Origin of the sequence: Massilia pinisoli (assembly GCF_024753285.1) — a bacterium.
GTDB lineage: Bacteria > Pseudomonadota > Gammaproteobacteria > Burkholderiales > Burkholderiaceae_D > Telluria > Telluria pinisoli.
Window position 1 is genome coordinate 17,331 of sequence record NZ_JANUGW010000032.1, and the last position, 19,417, is coordinate 36,747.

A 19,417-nucleotide genomic window follows, 5' to 3' on the forward strand; every position below is an offset into this window, starting at 1 on the left:
TCACTCCTCATAATGGAGTCCTCACAACAAACAGGAGGACTAAATGGAAATTGATCCAGACACCAGCCCGAACATAGCTGACCTTGCCGACCTTGCCCGCCTCGTTGACTGCCTCGACGAACAAAGTGTGGCTAAGCTCGCAGGAGTGAAAGTATCGACTCTCGATGCATGGCGCAAAAGGGGCAAAGGGCCTGAATACATATTGCTTGGCCGCAATTACTTCTACCCTATCTCAGCAGTCCGAAAACACATCGATAGTTTGGTCCGCCCACGTCCGGCTCTCGACCCACAACTCTTAACCTTGTGATGGGAACTAACGTACTAAGGGAGCAGCAAGGACTGACGGCTCGGCCCTATACAACCGCACGACACGGCGCAGAAGCTGATGAACGCGGCTTGCAATAGCCTACAGGGGACGAGGCAGTGCACAGGGCTGAAAGAAAATTATGCACCTTGGATATTTCCCAGGGACGACACGGGGTCATTTTCAGGCCATAGAACCCTTGCTAAGGCCCGAGCACAACTTTCACTGACAAACGTCGATAGGAATGCCATTTCCAGGCGTTCTAAGGGGGCTAGAATCGATTTGTTTGGAATGAACGACTTCGGATGACCTCAAGCGAGAAAACGCTATGACAAGCCCAAAAAACCATTGAAAAGATGAAATTCAACGATTCGGGCAAAAGAGCGGAAGAGCATTCAGTTGGCGCAATTGGCGAATGTTAATTATTTCTTCGATTTGTTTAACAAAAACGGTTTATGAAAATTGACAGAATGCCAACCCGATGTTATAGTTTGATTATGTGAAGTTAGAAACAATCCATACTTCACTCATCAAACTGGCGCAAAGCCGCTTCAGCTCGACGATTCAGAGCAATAATCTCCCTCATTCCAAGCAAAGCAAATCCTTGATTCCCCTAGGATTTTCATTGGTTACATAGTAGTAAGGACAAACAATGAGGGCATTCTAAACTACAGACAAGCTTATCATTGATTGACTACTCACGTCAACAGGAAAGAGAGAACGATTGAAGTACGAGACAGTAATCACAAGGAGGAACGGAGGAAACCACAACCCACCGGCTACGAAAAAGGCATGGAAATGGCTTGATGTATGCAGCAAGGAGTATCGCAGCCCTCGCCTCTATCACTTGGTCTTCTGTGCATACAAAGAACTTGCGGCTTACATGGGCTATCAAGGCTACAGAACGAACAAGGCATTGCTAAAAGATTTGATGCAACGACTCAGACGTAAGGGGATCAGGTGTAGCTATCGTGCCTGCCGCGAGATAGACGAAGGCCCGAAGGGCGATCACTTGCACGTTTTTCTCTGCTGTGAAGCCGCTGTGGCGAACCCCGCTCAAGTACTTAATTTGACGACGGACGGCTGGCTGTACCGATACGCCAAGGATGTTGGCGCTTACGTGCATCTGAACGAACCTAAAGACCCAATGCACAGCGGCCAGCGATACATGAGCTTACCTCCATCCAAGCCCGAAAAAATCCTGGACGCCAAGGTATGGATTACCTATCTGTTCAAACGTCGCACCAAACCCGATTATGGGGAAATCTACACATCAAGTCGAACACTATAGGAGGAAGCATGCACTGAAACTATCAATAGAAACAGTAACTTGCAAATAATTATTAACCCAAAAGGAGGGAATTGAATGAAAGAGAAATTGTATGTACGACCCGTATGCAGACTACATAGCCAAGTGCAAAGCCCCGAAAGAACCTAGTCGAGCCCGAAAGCTCATCCAATGCTTTATACTTGGCGCCAAACGCGGATGGAGTAACGCACAAATAGCGGACAGATTGAATGAGTTAGATATTCAGACCTTAGTAGGCAAGCGTTGGAGCCCAAACAACGTCGCTATGGCGATTTTGAAAGCTGTGCGATTTGATCAGAACAGCACATTGGCACATATGCTAGCGCGAATGATTCAATCTGGAGAAGTCAGCGACGACGATCTGTTGCTCCTTCAGCGGCGAACGCGAGTTATGCATTAAAGCGCAAAGCGAGCACGATCCCGCGCAAGTACCTCTAGGGCCGCCCATTGTGAACTCTGACGATGGTGTAGCAGACCATTCCTAGTGCGATTAGTCCGCCTACCCACATTGCACCACGCGGGTACTTCTCGAATGCTTCAGGCAAAGCCGCCAGCGCCGTCAAACAAGTCGATAAGTCTACCTTCCCCATTTCTGGCCTCCCATGCTGTAGGCAGCACAACGCTACCCATTGCAGAATTATTGCAGTGTTTGCGGGCCGTGAAACGAAGATTGGTCTTCACTCCAGGTTGTTTCCTCGCCATGACGGAGCGAGCGAAGCATCACGTTCCAGCAGCTACAGCCCTCTAGCATGGGCGATCTTCATAGGGAAAATACCGCTCCGTGATCTGGACAATTTCGACGGGAATACGATAGGACCGCACATGGTACGGATTTCATCGATGTTGTAGATGAAGTATGTTCGGATGCGGCTCTCGTCACCGACAATGTCGGTTTGCATGCGAATTATCGTTCTCGGCGGCGTCTCGGGCGGCATTAGGGCAAGTTCCGCACCTTAGCACTTGACGACTTGGTATACTGTATATGCATACAGCATTTCCGAGAGGCAACCATGAGGGTTAGGATGGTAAAAATGTTTCAGAGCGGTGTCGAGCTAGAAAAGCGCAAGCTGCACGACAGATACGCGCGCGTCTACCGTGGACGACTCACAATTGCCGATGTCACGCACCAAGGACGTCATAGGCCATCCAAAGTAGCGCGAATTGTGGGAGATTACGATTCCGCTTGTGAACTCTACGACGTGACGCTTCTTTGGCTGAACGATAACAGGCTCACCTTGACGGGTGACGAACGCATAGCGAACGATCAAGGTAAGCTTGTCTACTATCGGCAGAGTTGGCTGGTCATGCTCGACACAGAGTAGCGCCCCGATTGACCCATCGATTCCCGATGGCCGGGGCATTCTCATCAGCGTCGGTTTTTGGACTTACGGCGACGAGAGAAGACTAGTCCAGCCATAGCCACCCCGATTAAAGCTACTGAACTAGGCTCGGGAACAGCGGCACCATCTGCGGACTGGCGAAAAACCGCCCAGTTAATCTGCGGGTAGCCGAAGCCGTTGTATCCATCGCGCACGGGTGTTGTATCAACATCTATAACCATATAAACGTAGTCTTCCACCGCGTCAATATAACTACCAGTAAAGTTTCTCACATACGCTGTCTGGACCTGATCGAGCCCAGGAGGGAGATAGATCGGGATCAATGTTTCGCACTGGAACCCATCCGTACAACCACGAATGTGGGTTGTAACGCTATCGAACGCTCCGGCGGAGCCATCGATGAAGACCTGATCGAGTAAAGCTTGACCAGCAGCCCTACCGTCAGCAGTGGTATGGAAGGCAAATGCGGAATTCGCGCAGCGATCGAATAGTGAGTTACATGACCCATCCATAAAGGAGACGTCATAGCGCTTGCCCGCGACGTTGACATTTTTTGCGCCGGTCAGAATGCCGTTGGCGTCAACCAACAGAGTAGGGGTTGCACTCGCCTGAGCTGTTATGGCAACAGTGCAAGCGACTGATAGCGTGCGAAAGAGGTCACGAAGTTTAATAGCATTCTCCCGGTTATAGATGAGGAAGCTGCTCGGCCGCAGCATTCGTTGCACCTCAACAAGCATAAAACATGCCGACTGGAAAATTCTCAGGCAAAACAGTCACTTGTTAGGTAAGCAACCCTATTATCTAGTTGTTGTGTAAGGACTGCCGACAAATTGATGTCATCCGTGGAAATCGTGCACATGATTAATCCGCTTCGTGCCCCAAGCAAAGCTGACACGCGGGGCTATGATTTCATACGAATAGTCGAGCAGCAACGTGAAATCGATCGAGGAAATTTTTCGGGCATCTCTTCGGGCCCCTCGGACGGACCCGGACTTGCTACTACCTGCGGAAGCAGGAAGGTGAGCTGATGGTGTCAGACTCCCTGGAAGTGCAGACAAAATTGTACTGCCCCCTGATCGAAGCGAGTAGACTGGCCCGCCCCATTGACCGCTGGGCCAGGCAACTAGGTGATTGCTTAGCTGCTGAACTTGGTCAACAGAAACTGTTCAACAAACCCGATCACTCCCCCCACGTCCGGTTCGCTGATCTTGTCCCAGTTTGCGTGAAGGGCATAATTGCGAATCGTCGGCATCCGATCAAGCATAGCCTTTTGAGCGCCAGCGACGTGCCCAGCTGATTTCAGAGCGTTGATGATGTCGGACATCGTTTTGTCCTCGACCTCAAGCTTCTTCGCGATGGCATAACGCTTTAATGTGTCTTCCAAGGCCGCACAGGCAAGAACAGCAGCAACGTCCTTATGGCCTTCGTCCAGAGACTTCCGGGCAAGTGCTACGAAATCACCAAACACTTCACCTGACACGCGAAGCTCGACGTTGAACACGTAGCCTCCTTCAAAGTCCTCCTTCGCGCTTCGGAAGATGTTGAAGAGTGTCTTAACGGCAGATGCGGTGCTCTTACACGCATGATAGGACGCGGAAAAATTGAGGTACTGCTCACTGGTTTCGCCAAAGACGGCACGCAAGAGGCTCTGAGCGCTGGTAGCCCATCCTCTCCATTCGCCGTCTGGCACGTAATCAGAACCAGACAATCCCGGTGTGGAACGGAAGGGAATATGTTGACGTTTGATTTCTAGCTCTTGAAAGCGTTGAGCAAACACTTCGTTCATCAATGGCTCCTTGTTGACTTGTTGCCACATTAACACGGTCGCGTGCTGGCAGGAAGTAAATCGACATGGCTCACTAGGGTATACCTCAGCAAACCTAGCAAACTGAGGTATTAAGGTGGCTCATTAAGCTTGACTGTAAATGAGCCAGCACCTATTATTGAGCCACCAATCCTATTGAGCCAAAAAGAAATAGAGATGACTAAGGCCTGTTATTACGGACGGATCAGCACGACCGAAGGACAAACAAGCGCAAGCCAAAAAGAAGACGCGAGGACTAACGGGGTGGACGAAAAACATGTCCACATTGACGAGGGCGTAAGTGGTTACCATGTTGCCCCAAACGATCGTCCCGAATGGAAGCGTGTGATGGACAAGCTGTCCGACGGAGGTGTGTTATATGTACGTTGGCTCGACAGGATCAGCCGACGCTACGACGAACTTCACCGGGTAATGCGCGAGTTGATGAACATGGGCGTTCGTGTGGTATGTACACTAAACCGAATGGAGTTTGATGGGACCGCCACTGACCCCATGAAGAAGGCCACGCGCGATGCGATCCTTGCTTTCATGGCAGCTCAGGGCGAAGCGGATTACATCAACCGCCGTGAGATGCAGGCTCGTGGTATCGCTATTGCGAGGGCTGAAGGGCGTTACAAAGGCAGAGCCAAGGCTACGGACCCAACCACGGTGAAGGCATGGCGTGCAGAACATGGTAAGAGCATCGCTGAGACAGCCGAACACTTTGCAATCTCTCCTGCTACAGTCAAACGTTACCTTAATACAGTAAAGAAATAAACCGACACCCCGACAATCATTTTTGCCCAACTGCCGAGTTTAATAGAATCAGAAAAATCACCTCGAGTTGTTCTTTCGCCGAAACCAGTATACCCTAAACGTAAATACGTTAATGTTCGTGGCATTTACACCACGAAATTGGCGCATAAGACGCGAAATTAAGAAATCGTTGCCCGTTGTCCGGGCATAATTTTTCGTTAACGTCCAGAGGGTGAAATGAAAAATTTTTCCTTATGCTTTTTCTTACCGCTATTATTATCGTTCCCCTACGCGTATTCTCAGAATCAAGAGAGTTTCGTTAGGTGTGTGCATGGAGGTGGCCACGTCACTCTCAATGACTGCCGATGCAAGGGGACTCCCAAGTATCAAAGGTGTGAGCAGCTCGTCGCCGCTGACGGTAGTGACAAGAGCTGTGCTGTGACTTGTGACCAATGTCAGTGTCCGGATGGCTATAAAGACGGGCCCACTGTCGCAACGCCTCGACCACTTGCGTCACAGTCCCGCGAACAAATTCGAAACAGTTCAGGAAATATTGTGGCGGAGTATGTGCCGGGTTCACGGGAGTTTTGTGTAGATGAATTCCGTCAGCAGTGTCCAACGTCGATGTCTTGGCAGGGATGCCCTCAGGATAATGGAAGAAGCGACGTTGACATGGTCCGAGATATTTGCATTCGTGAAGGGTTCCATAACTTCTCTAAGACGACCGTTACTGCTAATCGTGCGGATGCTAAGTGTGGCTATACAACGTACGCATTCAGTTGCTTTCCTTAAAAACAACGTCGGGCTTAACTCAACGGAGAGCGGTGTTAGACTCGACAGCTGGTGAAGCGACCTCGCCCCAAGCTGAGACCGAGTCTATAACATTATCGTGTCTAGGCGTGACCTCCTAAATAGCTCTCCAATAGCTTCAGCGAACTGGACTTGAGCGGCTCGGAGCGTTTCAGCTTTCAAGCGCTACTGTGCTCGATGATGTGAACGCAGATCGTGGACGGCCGGTCCAATCGTGAGGACAAACTCAGCGGAAGAGTCGAAATGCTGCACCGATAGACTTCCATACCGTTGCTCGCACTGCAGTTCGTACTGCAAGCTCACCCAAACTTTGCCTTTGGCGCGAGGGAACGAAAAGGACAGGGTCAGTCTGATGGTCCCGTTGGACTTTGAGTCCAAGTCTCATCTTGAGTAGTTCGGGATCGCGCGCGTTCTCGCGATCTACCAGTTCCATCTCTTCAGCTACCACCCTCAAAAACTCGTCCGCCCGAGCCGCAGGCATAATCGACGCCATCGCCTGCGCCCGCTCTCCAAATCTCTGGACGGATTCTTTAGCTGAGCTGGGGTTCACGGCTGATGTAGTCAAGTGGGAACGGAAAAAGTCTTCGACCATTGACCTGATCATTCCCCGATCAATACGGTCTGGCATTCTCAACCCCCGTCTTTCCCTGAAACATCAAGTTCACATAAAGAAATGGCTGGCATAAGCAACGGCCCCAGCCATCCCTATACCTGCCGCAATTACGACAGCACAGCCGCTTTGGCCTTGGCCTCCAGTCAGTCTGTCCCTTACAAGGCGGTTGTATTCGGCGTTATAGACCCTTGTAAACTCCGCAGATTCCTTCATAGTCATGTTTGCGACGTAGGATCGCATTCGCAGAGCAAGCTCGTTATCGATCTTTGCGCCGAGTTCTCGGATCGAGCCCTTCTCCCTTGCTATGACCCTTAAGTCAGCATAATCACGCCTGGCCGCATTCACAATGGCCTCGTGGTCGGATGCATTAATCGCTTCACCACCTTGTGGCGGCGGCGACAACAAACCAAGTCGGGTCTTAAGGGCGTCCGGGCTGTTCTTATACTCTTGGAATAACGCGTCCCGCTCTTCTTCAACTGCCCTGCAGAAAGCCTCCGACTGCTCGGCAGGCATCATAGATGCTAGAGCAGAAATTTGATCGTCGAACTTGCTTATGGACGCCGTCGACGTCTCGGGGTTGGCTTGGGCAGTAACAAGAAAAGACCGCCAAAAGTCCTCAACCATAGAACGAATCTTCTCACGATCGACGACGAGTTCCGCTGTCATAAGTCCCTCTCATGTTGTTATGCTAGACATTGCCACCCTAGCAAGCAACACGTTAGCACAAACACAAGCCTTTGTGCTTATAGAAATTATCGTCGTTCTTCCGGAATCGTCGCTACCGAATCAGACAGTGCTGTCTGAACTTGAAGGCTCGTCAGTGCACACAATCTGCACACGGTACAGCCCAAACCCGCATGGATGCTGCTTTTTCCGTCCAGTCCATCATGGGCGCACAACTTAATGTTCGCTTGCGGTACTTCATATTATTCGTGATTCCTAGCGTTCGCCTTTTGACTTAACCCCCTAGTTTATACCGACATAGCACGTACCGCTAGCTAGTGCTCATCGTGGAAGTCGCGTTGATGGCGCGCTTGTCAGCGGGGCAGCTATGCGACGCAGCATGGTCCATGCACGCCGCGGTCTGAGCGCCACTCATCCAATCGGAAGCGATTTCATTATTTGCTATCCAGGCTATCGCACGATGTTGCCGACGGGTCATAATTACTCATCGGCCAACTCGAAAAACTCCGTGGATCGAGAACTTCAACAGTTCCTTCTGAAAGCGAAGAACCGCCTGGAAAGAATTGCCCGGTCCACGGGCTCAGGTGCCAGGGCAACAGACCTCTACGGCGAGGTGTGGATCGCCGTATGTACCCTACGAGAGCGCCTGAATCGAGAGCTTGATCTGTTTCAGTCAGAAGATGAAGACCGCATCTTCTCCTTTGTCTATTCGCGTTTGCGACGACAGACAGATTGGAAGCTTCACTTCGCCGATCGTCTTGACTTTGACGATGGTGAAGGTCTGCGCTTGTCGGAGCGTCTTGGTGATAGCCGACCGGACGAAGCATGCGAGCAGGCCGAGAACTACAACGCGCTTGCATGCACGTACTCACAGGCGTTCGCATATATAGTCGCCCTATCAAATTTTCGGAACGAACTGGCGCTGCTAGCGAATCATCTGGCAATCACATTACCAACGCTACGGGCACGAATGCGCAACCTGAATAAACAGGCGAGAACGCAGCCATCGCTCTTCGATAGGAAGCAACGCATGGATGAGAACTTCGTGCCGCTGCCGGGCCGGCAAATACGGTCCCTTCTTAAGACGCCAGTGATGGATGGCGAGCATGCGACCTTGTTTTAATACTCGCGTGCATATCGCCGCTCGGCGGTAATTTTCCGGCGCTTGGTTGAGCTGGCAGCGCTGTTGGGTCAGGTATCAAGCGAACCCGGCCCAAACCGCGCCATCAATCCGACAAAAACTTGGCGCAGTTCTTCGAACCGCGCCATAATGGCGCCATCTCTTGCCTAACTGCGCCAATCGATCATGTCGACGACTGCTGAATTGCTTACAAGTATTGAAGCTTCCAGTACTGGCCCAACACTAAGCGAGCTCCTCGCTCAACATCCCCATATCGCCCGACGTACGGCTCAACGCGCGATTTCGCAACTGCTCACAAGTCGCCAGGTCACCGCGGTAGGAGAAGGTCGAGCCCGCCGTTATTTCGCCACCGGTCCGCGTGGCAGTACTGACGTGCGAGGTTCGCGCGCGGATACATTTTCCAGCTTCATCCCCCTTTCTGCGGACAGTCAGGACATCCTTGCCTACATCGACCAGCCGCTGGAGCTGCGACGCCCCGTCGGTTACCAGCGTGATTTCCTGGACGCCTACCGCCCCAACGAGACCTGGTACCTTTCGGCGTCGTTGCGTCGCCAGTTGCGCACGATGGGCGAAACTGCGGAAGTGGATGCGCCCGCCGGCACATACAGCCGCGCCATCCTGAACCGCCTGTTGATCGACCTGTCGTGGGCGTCGAGCCACCTGGAAGGGAACACCTACTCGCGCCTCGACACGCGCGAACTCATCGAGCACGGCACGGCAGCGAGCGGCAAGGCAGCCATTGAGACGCAGATGATCCTGAACCACAAGACCGCGATCGAACTACTCGTCGAGAACGTCGACACCGCCGAGTTCAACCGCTACACGCTGATGAACCTGCACAGCGCGCTGGCGGAAAACCTGTTGCCGAATCCGGCCGACGAGGGCCGCGTCCGGCAACACGCGGTCGACATTGGAAAAAGCGTCTACCGACCGCTGTCCACTCCGCAGCAGATCGACGATGCACTGGACATGCTACTCGACAAGGCGAACCGCATCCGCGACCCTTTCGAGCAGTCGTTCTTCATGATGGTCCACCTGCCCTACCTGCAGCCGTTCGCCGACATCAACAAGCGCACGTCGCGGCTGGCAGCCAACCTGCCGCTGTTCCGCGCCAACCTGTGTCCGCTGACCTTCCTCGACGTGCCTGAACAGGCCTACAGCCGTGCGACGCTCGGCGTGTACGAATTGACGCGCGTGGAATTGCTGCGTGATCTCTACGTGTGGGCCTACGAACGCTCGACCCAGGAATACCTGGCCATCAAGCAGAACCTTGCCGAACCCGATCCTTTGCGCCTTGCCTGGCGTGATCTCATCCGGCAAACCATCCGGGAAGTCGTCCGCCAAGCGGCGGTGGACCCGCTCTCATTGATTCACAACGCCGTGGAGCACGACGTTCCACAGTCCGATCGGCAGAACGTGCAAGCGCTGATCGTGGATGAGCTCAGGCGCCTCCACGAGGGCGTGCTCGCGCGCTACGGCTTGCGACCGTCGGAATTCGCACTTTGGAAGACGGCACAGGGCCGTTGACGGGCCGCTGCTCGGCACTCGCAAAACCTGTTGCTACAAATTTGCTACAACCGCCCAGTTCATCACTCTGTAAACCCGACTTCCTCGGTCCAGTCCATCATGGGGGCCACACTGAGACGTCTTGACTTATAAGTTTCTGATTTCATTCATTTTTATCCCATTTTTCAGGCATCTATTCCTCCGTATTTCTTGCTGTTTTCTGCGGATTTTTGTGGTATTTTGCTACACCACTACGGAGAAATTGCGGAGAACTGCGGATGGCCTCAATCAGGAAGCGGGAAGGAAGTTGGGTTGCAGAGGTGCGGCGGGTTGGGCATAAGTCGATTAGCCGATCCTTTCCTACGAAGTCCTTAGCTTCGGAGTGGGCTCGGAAGATCGAAGCGGAGATGGATGCGAGCCTGTACCGCGACAGTCGAAACCTCAATTCTATTACATTCGGGGATCTCATCGACAGGTACACCGAAGAGATCGGCGCTATCCGGCCATTCGGCAGGAACAAGGCCGCAGTCTTGAAGAACCTGGCCGCAGCGCTCGGCACGGTTCCGTTGTCGAGCCTAAATGCCGAACGCCTCAACAAGTATGTGGACGAGCGACGCGCTGGCGGCGCTGGTGGGGTTACGGTCGGGATTGATCTCACCTATATCGGTGGCGTCCTGAAGACAGCAAGCGCCATCTGGAAAATGCCTGTCGACCAGGCCGCTGCGTCAGATGCTCGAGCCCGGCTTGCACACCTCGGCATATCCACAAAATCCCGGGAGCGCGCCCGACGCCCTACTCGAGAGGAAATCGAACGGCTGTGCCAGCACTTTGCGGCGAAGGGCTCGCGGCAGCGCGTCCCTATGCCGGATGTGATCCAGTTTGCGATCGCTACAGCGATGCGTCTGGGCGAGATTATCAATCTCAAGTGGGCTGACCTGAACCAGGCCGACCGAACTATCACAATCAGGGATCGCAAGCACCCGAGAGAGAAGGTCGGCAATGACCAAGAAGTGCCGTTACTCGGAGAGGCGTTCAAAATCGTCATGCGCCAGCCTCAGAATGGTGTGCGGATCTTTCCGATCACTGAAGGAACGGTGAGCACTATCTTCCCTCGCGCCTGCAAAAAACTGAACATTGAAGACCTCACGTTTCACGACCTTCGTCATGAAGGCGTGTCCCGTCTGTTTGAGCAAGGATATTCAATCGAGCAGGTCGCCCTTGTATCCGGTCACCGCGACTGGAAAATGCTGGCTAGGTACACCCAAATCAAGGCCAAGGATTTACATCGTGATCAGCCTGAAGTCGCGCCTCCGAAGGATACGACCGCATGATACGAAAAATTACGGTGCAAGACGGGCACTGTGAAGCATTATCTTAAGACATCAATGGGTGATTGGACTTTATAAAAAAAATTTCAACAAGTTTATGGCGAGGCAAGTCAATTTTCCAATTAACCGCTACAAGATCTTCATCAGCAAAAGCTGCAGGCCTCGAGGAAATTCTTAGGAGGTTAAAAGCAGAGATTGCTGCTATTGATGATCCGGCACGCTACAATAGTTTACGCTTCGATGTGATGCTAAAGGAATGGGAAAATACTGATAAGATCTGAGAAAACTATAGAATTAGATGTTGAAGTTCCCCTACATACAGGAACAGACGAGCGAGCGCTGCTATTATAAAATCATTTCTCGAGCGATATCGATGCCACCAATTTCATATCATGTTTGTTGTCAAAAAAGTGCTCGTACAGTTTGAGATGCACTGATGGCGAGACTGGCGCTACGTCCACCATTCGCCCGGCCGGTAAGACTTGGAAGCCCTGATCGAAACGAATTCCTCCCTTATTCGACAACAAATAACGTCCGTGCATGCGTTCACTTGCTCGGTCATCATCCCACCACAGCATGTTGATTTTCTGCGGACGTGTCGGCATGTACAGATCCATAATCCGGCCGAGTTGTTGCTGTGCTTGCGCGACACATTCGTCCATATCATTAACAGATACGGCGCGTACATGAAGAAGAACGCGTTGACACGCGCTTCTTCTTACTTTATCTAACATTGGCTCAAGAACGCGAGTGACCGCCCGCTTGCGAAAGTCGAGGTAAGGGTCGACGAATGCAAGCTCAGCACTTCCAACCAATAATGTCGTACTCACGCGACAGTATTCAGTGGCCGCGCCGGCGATGCGCTCTTCGGCAGTCGGCGGCAAAGGAACCTCCGTCAGGGGCCAGGTAGGTACTACGAAGTCACTTGCAGGGGAGTCAGCGGCATCCAAGATCAGGCCCGCCACGACCGCGCGACCAAGTTTGAGCTGGGTCATAATATTGGCGAGCCAGTCAAACTCTTGCTCCCACACCAGCCCTGGCGCCGAACGAAAGACGCCCTGTTCTTTCGCCCGCCGAAGCAAAGTGCGCAATCGCGCCTCTTCAATGTCCCCTAGCCCCTCCCGCGCCTTCAGGACGTCGGCGCGCCAGGTCGCCGGAAAATCCATCAGATAACGGCCGCTTGAATGACCGAATAAGCTGAATAAGAATCTAAGTGCCAGCGAATCACGCCCGATCTTTGGGTCGGCAGCGAAGAGGTCATTCATCAAATAACTCGTCGTCTCGTTCTGAAAAAAAACCGTTAGGCCAACGGTCTATGAATTCGCCTGCCTGGTTTAACCTCAATCGCTTAACGGCAGTGGTACCGTCCAGCTGAGGCAGAAAATAGAGTACACATACGTCATCGGCGTCAAGTGCCACCTCCTCCGCTGCGTAGCGACCTGAAGCGCGTTGACGAATACGCTTCAGGATGCGCAAGAGCAGGTGCTCACTGTGTGTTTCGATAACGGTCTGCTTGCCCCGGCCTACTGCCTCAATGACCACGTCCCCGACAGCTGCCTGCAGCGCAGGATGTAAATGCAGCTCCGGCTGTTGAATGATGCTCGTGTTGGCGAAATCACTGCACAGAGACACTAGTGCGGGGATGACGTAGCCTATGCCTGACCCCACGTCTTCGATTTCGATCCGTCGCATCGCTGCATCGGCCAAATGCAGACGTGTGATGCCATTGCTTAATTCAGTCCTCTCTTGTCCAGGTTCAAGCCCTGCGACCGTTGCTACCCGATCATCATTGACGACGATGGTCGCAACGCTTTCAAATTTTACTTGGTAACCTTTTTCAATGAATAAATGGCCCGACAATGCATCATTCACGCGCATCGCGATTTCTGCGCTCACCTTGGGCAGGAATGGCGATGGGCGCGTCGGAGGAGCAAGCCCACACTGCATCGCCAGCGATTGCATGAGCAAGATATAGAACGGGTCGCTGTTGACCTCGGGGGATATCACATTCAGTGCTGACAGCAGCTTAACTGGAAAAAATGTAACTTCCGACGGAGACGGTACCTTGCGCGACGCTCGAACGATTTCGTGCCGGACTGCGGAATTGCCGAGGCTCACGCACCCCAGTGCGGCGTTCACGAGAGACATCCAAGATCCATAAGCAAATTCCCATTCCTCAGAAGGCAGAGGACTCTTGTTCATGGTGTAGATGTATTCATTGAACGCCTGCTCGGCCATCCCATAGCTCTGGTAGATATAAGAACCACGGACCTGAACCGAACTTTCCGATACGGTACACCGGACCGGATTTGTTGCTAACGTAGCAAGATCGACCCATCTATTGACTAGAAGTGGGTCAACACATGGATGAGTGTGAAAAAACTCTAGGTGCGTGCACGACGATTTCGCGGCATCAAATCCATGCATTTTGATAAACGGGAGGCCATTCAAATGAATTTCGTGATCTACATCAACCTCCCAAGTTACGCCGGTATCTTCTAGCTCGTCTTCCGTCCAGGCGCGGATGTGCCAACGGTTTTCCTGGACGAAACCGTCCCAGCCATAGCTCTGGTCATTCGCCAACGCAGCTTCCCCCAATGTGTCGCAAAGGGAGTAATCAACGCGACAAAACTGTTCATGCTTCACCGAAATTAACATGGTTTCACACAAGTCGCCGGCATCACTGCTGCGATAGTGGCGCCGAATAATTTTGGAGACGTCTTCGGCTGGGATAATGTCAAAGTAAGGCTCGAGTAGTGAAAAAATGTCGAGCGCATCGGAAAGCGCACTTTTGCCTGCAGAGTTAGGACCGAAAAGGAAAGATATTTTCCCAAGTGGTATCTCGACGGGCGTGTCGAACACCTGAAAACCGCCAAGAGTTATGCTTTGAAGGGAATGTGTCATTAAATTTATGGCCTGGTCTCGGTTAATTCATCCGTAAGCGGTCACGCGATGGCGAAAACGTGTCGACTGCCAAGGTCGTGCAGATCCGAGCGCAGAGGATTTTCTGCAAACATTTGCTGCCAGATCCTTGGCGTTAGCTGATGCACTAGTGGCGCCGGGTGTTGGCCGGCACGCTGCTGTATGTCGACGAAGTAGTCACATAGATTGATATCGTTTAGGCGACAGGTCGCCAGCATGGTTTGCACAATGCCGACGTGCCTGGCGCCAGGTTCGCCACGTCAGACCATGAGGTCGGGTGCGAAAGCGTATTCACTGCAGCTTTACGAAGGTCACATTAAACTCTTTACACTGTCGGTGCCGCTGCACGCGGTTTGCGAAGCTGAATACGTCGTTAACATCATAGCGCTGAAACACATCTAACCCTCGACTAAGTACGATCTTCCATCCAAGGTCAGTTGTGATATCTCGGTCATGTCTGGTGCCAGATGTGTCGTACGCCCACGTGAACTGAATGCCGATACCAGCACAGGCATCCGCCATTCTTTGGAAATTCTCGGTCTGGCGATCACCGTTAAACTCGTCCTCGACAGTAACAACATGCACCGCTACCTCGTCTTCCAGCCTTGAGGACTTGCTCACAGTCTCGAGCAGTTCCATCAAGTTACGCTGTTGGTGGAATATGCGTAGATAGGGGTCGGTAACGATGATCCGCTTGGCTCCGACCAAATAGGGCCCAAACAACTTGTCGAAGCTTACTCCACGCTGATTCTCCTGAAAAACCAGGTGCTGCTCCTTGAGCACAACATCGGGCTTCGGGGGTAAGACCCTTGTGGCCGACATCTTTTCCTCTACCACTGGTGCGGAGTCGTCAGTCGGGATGGCTTGTGCCAGTGTCACCTCTGCCCCTCCGACCTCCACCCGGCGATGGTACGCATTCGGATATTCGTCTTCCTCCAGAGTGGTAACTAAGCGCTCGGCACCCTGAGAGTTGAAGTACGCGAAGCGCACTGCCGGATAGGTCTGATCAATCCGAAGAAGCTGATCCTTCACTCGCTTACGCCCCTCAATAGCTACCCGCAGGATATCTTCAATTTCTGCGTCGCTGGCTTCTCCGTGAGGGAAGAGGATTTTCATTAGGCCTGAAAATGTCTTATTGATGCCGTCACGGTCTCGGGTAGAAATATCATCCGACAGACGGAACCGGGCCTTGTATCGATCGGAGAAATCATGGTTACGCAGCGAACGCAGGATCTCGGCAACGTAGTCCACCACAAAGCCGTAGCCACTAGAGAACATTTCGCCGCGGATCACATCGACCTCCCAGCCAGGGATGTAACCATGGATACGATCGAGGAAAGCGGAATCGTGGAACTTATCTGGCAACGGGTCGAAGAGATCGGAGTGCTTAAGCATATAGGGCACCGTGTGGTCAGTATTACCCACGAATACCATGCTAGCCTCTGCGCCTAGCGTCTCAACCCCGCGCGAGAATGACTTATTCGCCATGTAGTTCTTCATGATGTCTACCAGCGCCTTATCCACGCGCTTCTGCTTGCCGGCGAACTCATCGAAAGCCACTACATCCCAGTAACCGACAAGACCCAGCTTGCCAGTTCCATTGTGGACAAACAACTTAGGAACTGTTACCTCCCCGCCAGAAATCAGGATGCCGTGTGGTGAAAATTCTGAATAGATGTGTGACTTGCCGGTCCCCTTTGGTCCCAGCTCAATCAGATTGTAGTTTCTCTCGCAGAAAGGAATCAGCCGCACCAGCTGGCTAAGCTTATTGCGCTTGCCAAACATCTGCGGATTGAAGCCCACACTCTGGATTAGGAGGTCGATCCACTCATCGGTGGAGAACTGCTTACGCGCCTCCACGTAAGCCTCGAAGTCGAAGTACGAAAGCTGGATCGGCTTGATCGAGGCAAGTATCCAGGGTGATGCGTTCTTATCCTCGGTGAACAGGTACTCCACGTCGGCGATGCACCACACGCCGCCCACTAGCAGCTTGGGGTGCGCTTTCACCGTGGCGGAATCGATTATTACCTTCTTAATGCCGAGATTGGCAAATTCGGCCTCGTATGCATCTGACTTGTCGTTTAGGGCTACGCTGATACGGTCGATGGCCTTATGTCGTCCTTTTTCCTTTATGGTCGAGCGCACCAGGCCCGCCTCGTTGCGGTGTACATAGTGCTTGCGCAGGATCTCGCGCACTGTGTCGATACCGGCCTCTATGGTGACTTCGTCATTCGTGGCGCAATACTGACCTAGTAGGTACTCCAACACATAGGTAGGCACGATGGCATTGCCCTTCACCATTTTGACCAGATCCTTGCGGACCACTAGCCCGGCAAAGTGCTGATTGATCTTGTCGTCCAATTGGCTCATCGGTCGTACCTCGTCCTATTTCTTAAAAGTCGAACTCGCTGGTAAACGAACGGCGAATGGTGTAACGCACGGCTTGGTAGCGCGTGTAGTGTGACGTGCCATCCACCGGCTCCTCCAGGCGCAGTTCGATTTGCTGATTGTTATAAGCGTCGGCCTTGCGGCTCAGGATAAAGCGAACCGCCACCTCCCGCTCACGTGGATTGCTAGACGTCATGTCAAAGCTCAAGTCATGCACATCGGAAATCGTCTCACCTGCTAGCGTGTACAGGCCGGCGCGCACACGTCGCGGCTGGCGCTTATCCGTAACAGGCTCCGTCTGATAGAGCACAACGGCTAGTTGCCCGGTTGTGATGGTTTTGCCACCACCGCCAATCAGTTCTACGTCGACCTTGCCTACATCGCTCTGGCGCTTCTTATTGATACTGATCACCGGGATCACCACCTCCTGCAGGGTGGCCCCGCCATGTACAAACCGACTGCCCGAGCCCTTCAAGCGTAAGCGATTGATCGATTTCGGGATCTGCAGCTGCAGGTTGCCTGCCAGGCCTAATTGGTCGGGCTGAAAGGTCTTGAAGCTGCTGCTTTCGCGCAGACCACGGCCCAGCACGAAACGCCGGTCAGTGTAAAGAATCTCGTCGCCGCTGGGTTCTGTGCTGAGGAAGTCACTGTCCTGCAATGGTTGGTGTTGGTAAATGAAACCGTGGTCCGCGGTCACCACGATATTGTTGGCATTGGCATTGGCCAGCTTTTTGACCACCCGCAGCAACTCATCCAGAGTCTCTTCTGCCGCGCCAAAGACACGCTCTTCAGTGTCCCGCGTATCCCCTGTCTTGTCGATCAAGTTGTGGTAGACGTACACCACATCATGGTCGCGCACCAAGGCCCGCGAATCCTCTTTTCCCATGGCTAGCACATCTTTCGCGAGCACTGTGGTGGATGAGGGCACGGTCTTGGCCAAGATGCGGGCGCGGTTGGTGGTGCCCGTGGCGCTAACTCCATCGGCCATGACCTCGCCGCTGTCGTTCTCCAAGATCTGGAGAGTCTTGTGAGGCAGCAGCGAAGCCATGCCCAGCTGGGTGTAGCTGGGCAGGCAGGACAGTGCGGGCACCAACTCCGCATCAAAGCGGTCTTCGCGGCGAATCAGGCTCTGCAACTCCTCCCCCACCTCGTAGCGGAAAGCATCGGAGATCAACACACACACCTTGCCCTTGCGCTCCAGATAAGGCTGCACGAAGCGATCAAAGAAGTTCGACTGGCTCACCACGGGGGCAGCTTCCCAGTGCTGGCAAGCGTCCACGAAGCGTTGCCAACGCACATTCAGTTGTGACAGATAGCTGTTGGTGTAGAGGTTCTCCATCTGCTGGCTCAGTGCCTGGAGCAGCGACGCTTGGCCCGACTCGCGTGCATGGTGGATGAACTTACGGTAACGCTGGTCAAGACGGAACCACGTCTGCGTGTACTTGTGAATGCCATCAGGCAGGGAGTCCATCTCCAGCTGCGTCAGTTCTAGCGCCTGCATAAACTGCGCCGCATGCTCAATGGCCAGGTACACGTGCTGGTAGCGATCAAACCAGTGCCCTTGCCGACGCTGGCGTACCCATTGCTCCACCTCTTGCGCACTGACCGTACGCGATGTCACCTCGCGCACCAGTTCGCTTAGGATCTTGCAGTCGATGGCTTCAAACTCGTCCACCGACATCAGCACCCGGTATTCCAAGCCCTGCAGCTTGTCCTCGATCTGCAAGATGTCTGCACACTGGGCGGACAACACCTCGAAGGCCTGCGCGTGTGCGCGGCTGTCTTTCCAGCGCCGGATGAACACCTTCGCGTCGGATGTCATGCGAGGCTTGAACTCGACATCCACCTCAGTGAGAAAGCAGCTCTTGAACAGCTCGATCACAAAATCCTGAAGACCGGGTTGCTCGCTGACGTAGCCGTAGGCGCGTTTCATCAACTCCCAGAAATACTCGTTCAGGCCGCTGCGCTCCATCAGCTTACTGCGCGTATCAACGCCGCTAGCCAGTTCGGCTAGCAGGGCTTCCAGCATCGCGTCCAGGCGCGGCTCGCAGCCCACACAGACGGCTAGCATCTTCTGACGCAAGGCGTTGTCGCTGTCGCCTGGCTCCAGCAGCTCCTTCAGCCTTTCACGCCGCTTAGCGGCCTCAAAGAAAGCCGCATGGGCCTCCAACAACGGGTAGGCACCGGGCCCCAGTTCCAGCTCCGCCAGCCACAGTGCCACTTGATCGGTGCGGAAGGCGCTACCGCTGGCCAATTGCACGTCCAGCAGCCAGTTCTCCAGGTAGGCGGGCTCAGGGCCATCGCGAAACAGCAAGAACTTCTGCTCAGGCTGCTCACGCAGCACGCGGTACTTTACGCCAAACTCGTTATTGGCCAGCTCAATCTTTTCCACCCTAGGTAAATCCAGCGCCTCGAAGTCGGCCCGGAATTCGCGGCGGGTGTCATACCAGAAAACTATGCGCTGCTTGTCAAACAGATTGCTCAGCGCCTGCTGGATCTTTGCGTTACTCAT

At 53.2% G+C, this 19,417-nt stretch carries 13 protein-coding genes; 6 read left to right on the plus strand and 7 right to left on the minus strand.

Annotated elements, in window-relative coordinates:
- Positions 1-43: 43 nt before the first annotated feature.
- Together NX784_RS27420 and NX784_RS27425 are read left to right on the plus strand one after the other, a co-directional pair.
- The gene (locus NX784_RS27420) at positions 44-307 is read left to right on the plus strand and encodes a helix-turn-helix transcriptional regulator (protein ID WP_258819842.1); all 264 of its coding nucleotides are present in this window, start codon (positions 44-46) and stop codon (positions 305-307) included.
- A gap of 721 nt (positions 308-1,028) precedes the next feature.
- A complete protein-coding gene (locus tag NX784_RS27425) occupies positions 1,029-1,595 on the plus strand; it encodes a hypothetical protein (RefSeq protein ID WP_258819843.1) in 567 nt (188 codons plus the stop codon).
- 1,384 nt (positions 1,596-2,979) lie between these two features.
- Here NX784_RS27425 and NX784_RS27430 read toward each other — a convergent pair.
- A complete protein-coding gene (locus tag NX784_RS27430) occupies positions 2,980-3,669 on the minus strand; it encodes a PEP-CTERM sorting domain-containing protein (protein ID WP_258819844.1) in 690 nt (229 codons plus the stop codon).
- A gap of 419 nt (positions 3,670-4,088) precedes the next feature.
- On the minus strand, positions 4,089-4,739 hold the full coding sequence (locus NX784_RS27435) for a DUF4145 domain-containing protein (protein WP_258819845.1): 651 nt from the start codon (positions 4,737-4,739) through the stop codon (positions 4,089-4,091).
- A 195-nt stretch (positions 4,740-4,934) separates the two neighbouring features.
- Here NX784_RS27435 and NX784_RS27440 point away from each other — a divergent pair, with 195 nt between their 5' ends.
- Positions 4,935-5,534, plus strand: coding sequence for a recombinase family protein (locus NX784_RS27440; RefSeq protein WP_258819872.1), 600 nt, complete (start codon positions 4,935-4,937; stop codon positions 5,532-5,534).
- 1,450 nt (positions 5,535-6,984) lie between these two features.
- On the opposite strand, the gene NX784_RS27445 is transcribed toward NX784_RS27440, so the two are convergent.
- On the minus strand, positions 6,985-7,602 hold the full coding sequence (locus NX784_RS27445; RefSeq protein ID WP_258819846.1) for a hypothetical protein: 618 nt from the start codon (positions 7,600-7,602) through the stop codon (positions 6,985-6,987).
- A gap of 397 nt (positions 7,603-7,999) precedes the next feature.
- Between NX784_RS27445 and NX784_RS27450 the strand changes: the two genes are divergently transcribed.
- The 3 genes from NX784_RS27450 to NX784_RS27460 all read left to right on the plus strand — a co-directional run bounded on the left by NX784_RS27450 (position 8,000) and on the right by NX784_RS27460 (position 11,598).
- The gene (locus tag NX784_RS27450; RefSeq protein ID WP_258819847.1) at positions 8,000-8,743 is read left to right on the plus strand and encodes a hypothetical protein; all 744 of its coding nucleotides are present in this window, start codon (positions 8,000-8,002) and stop codon (positions 8,741-8,743) included.
- Positions 8,744-9,133: 390 nt separating this feature from the next.
- Positions 9,134-10,288 carry a Fic family protein gene (locus tag NX784_RS27455; RefSeq protein WP_258819848.1) on the plus strand — a complete coding sequence of 385 codons (1,155 nt, stop codon included), beginning with the start codon at positions 9,134-9,136 and terminating at the stop codon, positions 10,286-10,288.
- 386 nt (positions 10,289-10,674) lie between these two features.
- Positions 10,675-11,598, plus strand: a complete 924-nt coding sequence (locus NX784_RS27460; RefSeq protein ID WP_258819849.1) for a site-specific integrase — start codon at positions 10,675-10,677, stop codon at positions 11,596-11,598.
- A gap of 350 nt (positions 11,599-11,948) precedes the next feature.
- Here NX784_RS27460 and NX784_RS27465 read toward each other — a convergent pair whose 3' ends face one another.
- The 4 genes from NX784_RS27465 to pglZ all read right to left on the minus strand — a co-directional run bounded on the left by NX784_RS27465 (position 11,949) and on the right by pglZ (position 19,417).
- Positions 11,949-12,860: a hypothetical protein gene (locus tag NX784_RS27465; protein ID WP_258819850.1), complete on the minus strand. Its 912-nt coding sequence runs from the start codon at positions 12,858-12,860 to the stop codon at positions 11,949-11,951.
- Positions 12,853-14,499 (minus strand): AAA family ATPase, encoded by a 1,647-nt coding sequence (locus NX784_RS27470; RefSeq protein WP_258819851.1) that lies wholly within the window; start codon positions 14,497-14,499, stop codon positions 12,853-12,855. The genes NX784_RS27465 and NX784_RS27470 overlap by 8 nt, the downstream gene beginning before the upstream one ends.
- A 309-nt stretch (positions 14,500-14,808) precedes the next feature.
- Positions 14,809-16,887, minus strand: coding sequence for a BREX system Lon protease-like protein BrxL (gene brxL / locus NX784_RS27480; RefSeq protein WP_258819852.1), 2,079 nt, complete (start codon positions 16,885-16,887; stop codon positions 14,809-14,811).
- A 22-nt stretch (positions 16,888-16,909) separates the two neighbouring features.
- Complete coding sequence (gene pglZ, locus NX784_RS27485) at positions 16,910-19,417, minus strand: BREX-1 system phosphatase PglZ type A (RefSeq protein ID WP_258819853.1); 2,508 nt, start codon at positions 19,415-19,417, stop codon at positions 16,910-16,912.

What these genes read in the sequence shown, in the direction of transcription:
- NX784_RS27420 (WP_258819842.1), top strand. Translation starts at nt 44, where the DNA reads ATGGAAATTGATCCAGACACCAGCCCGAACATAGCTGACCTTGCCGAC.
- NX784_RS27430 (WP_258819844.1), bottom strand. Translation starts at nt 3,669, where the DNA reads ATGCTGCGGCCGAGCAGCTTCCTCATCTATAACCGGGAGAATGCTATT.
- NX784_RS27435 (WP_258819845.1), bottom strand. Translation starts at nt 4,739, where the DNA reads ATGAACGAAGTGTTTGCTCAACGCTTTCAAGAGCTAGAAATCAAACGT.
- NX784_RS27440 (WP_258819872.1), top strand. Translation starts at nt 4,935, where the DNA reads ATGACTAAGGCCTGTTATTACGGACGGATCAGCACGACCGAAGGACAA.
- NX784_RS27445 (WP_258819846.1), bottom strand. Translation starts at nt 7,602, where the DNA reads ATGACAGCGGAACTCGTCGTCGATCGTGAGAAGATTCGTTCTATGGTT.
- NX784_RS27450 (WP_258819847.1), top strand. Translation starts at nt 8,000, where the DNA reads ATGGTCCATGCACGCCGCGGTCTGAGCGCCACTCATCCAATCGGAAGC.
- NX784_RS27460 (WP_258819849.1), top strand. Translation starts at nt 10,675, where the DNA reads ATGGATGCGAGCCTGTACCGCGACAGTCGAAACCTCAATTCTATTACA.
- NX784_RS27465 (WP_258819850.1), bottom strand. Translation starts at nt 12,860, where the DNA reads ATGAATGACCTCTTCGCTGCCGACCCAAAGATCGGGCGTGATTCGCTG.
- NX784_RS27470 (WP_258819851.1), bottom strand. Translation starts at nt 14,499, where the DNA reads ATGACACATTCCCTTCAAAGCATAACTCTTGGCGGTTTTCAGGTGTTC.
- brxL (WP_258819852.1), bottom strand. Translation starts at nt 16,887, where the DNA reads ATGAGCCAATTGGACGACAAGATCAATCAGCACTTTGCCGGGCTAGTG.
- pglZ (WP_258819853.1), bottom strand. Translation starts at nt 19,417, where the DNA reads ATGAGTAACGCAAAGATCCAGCAGGCGCTGAGCAATCTGTTTGACAAG.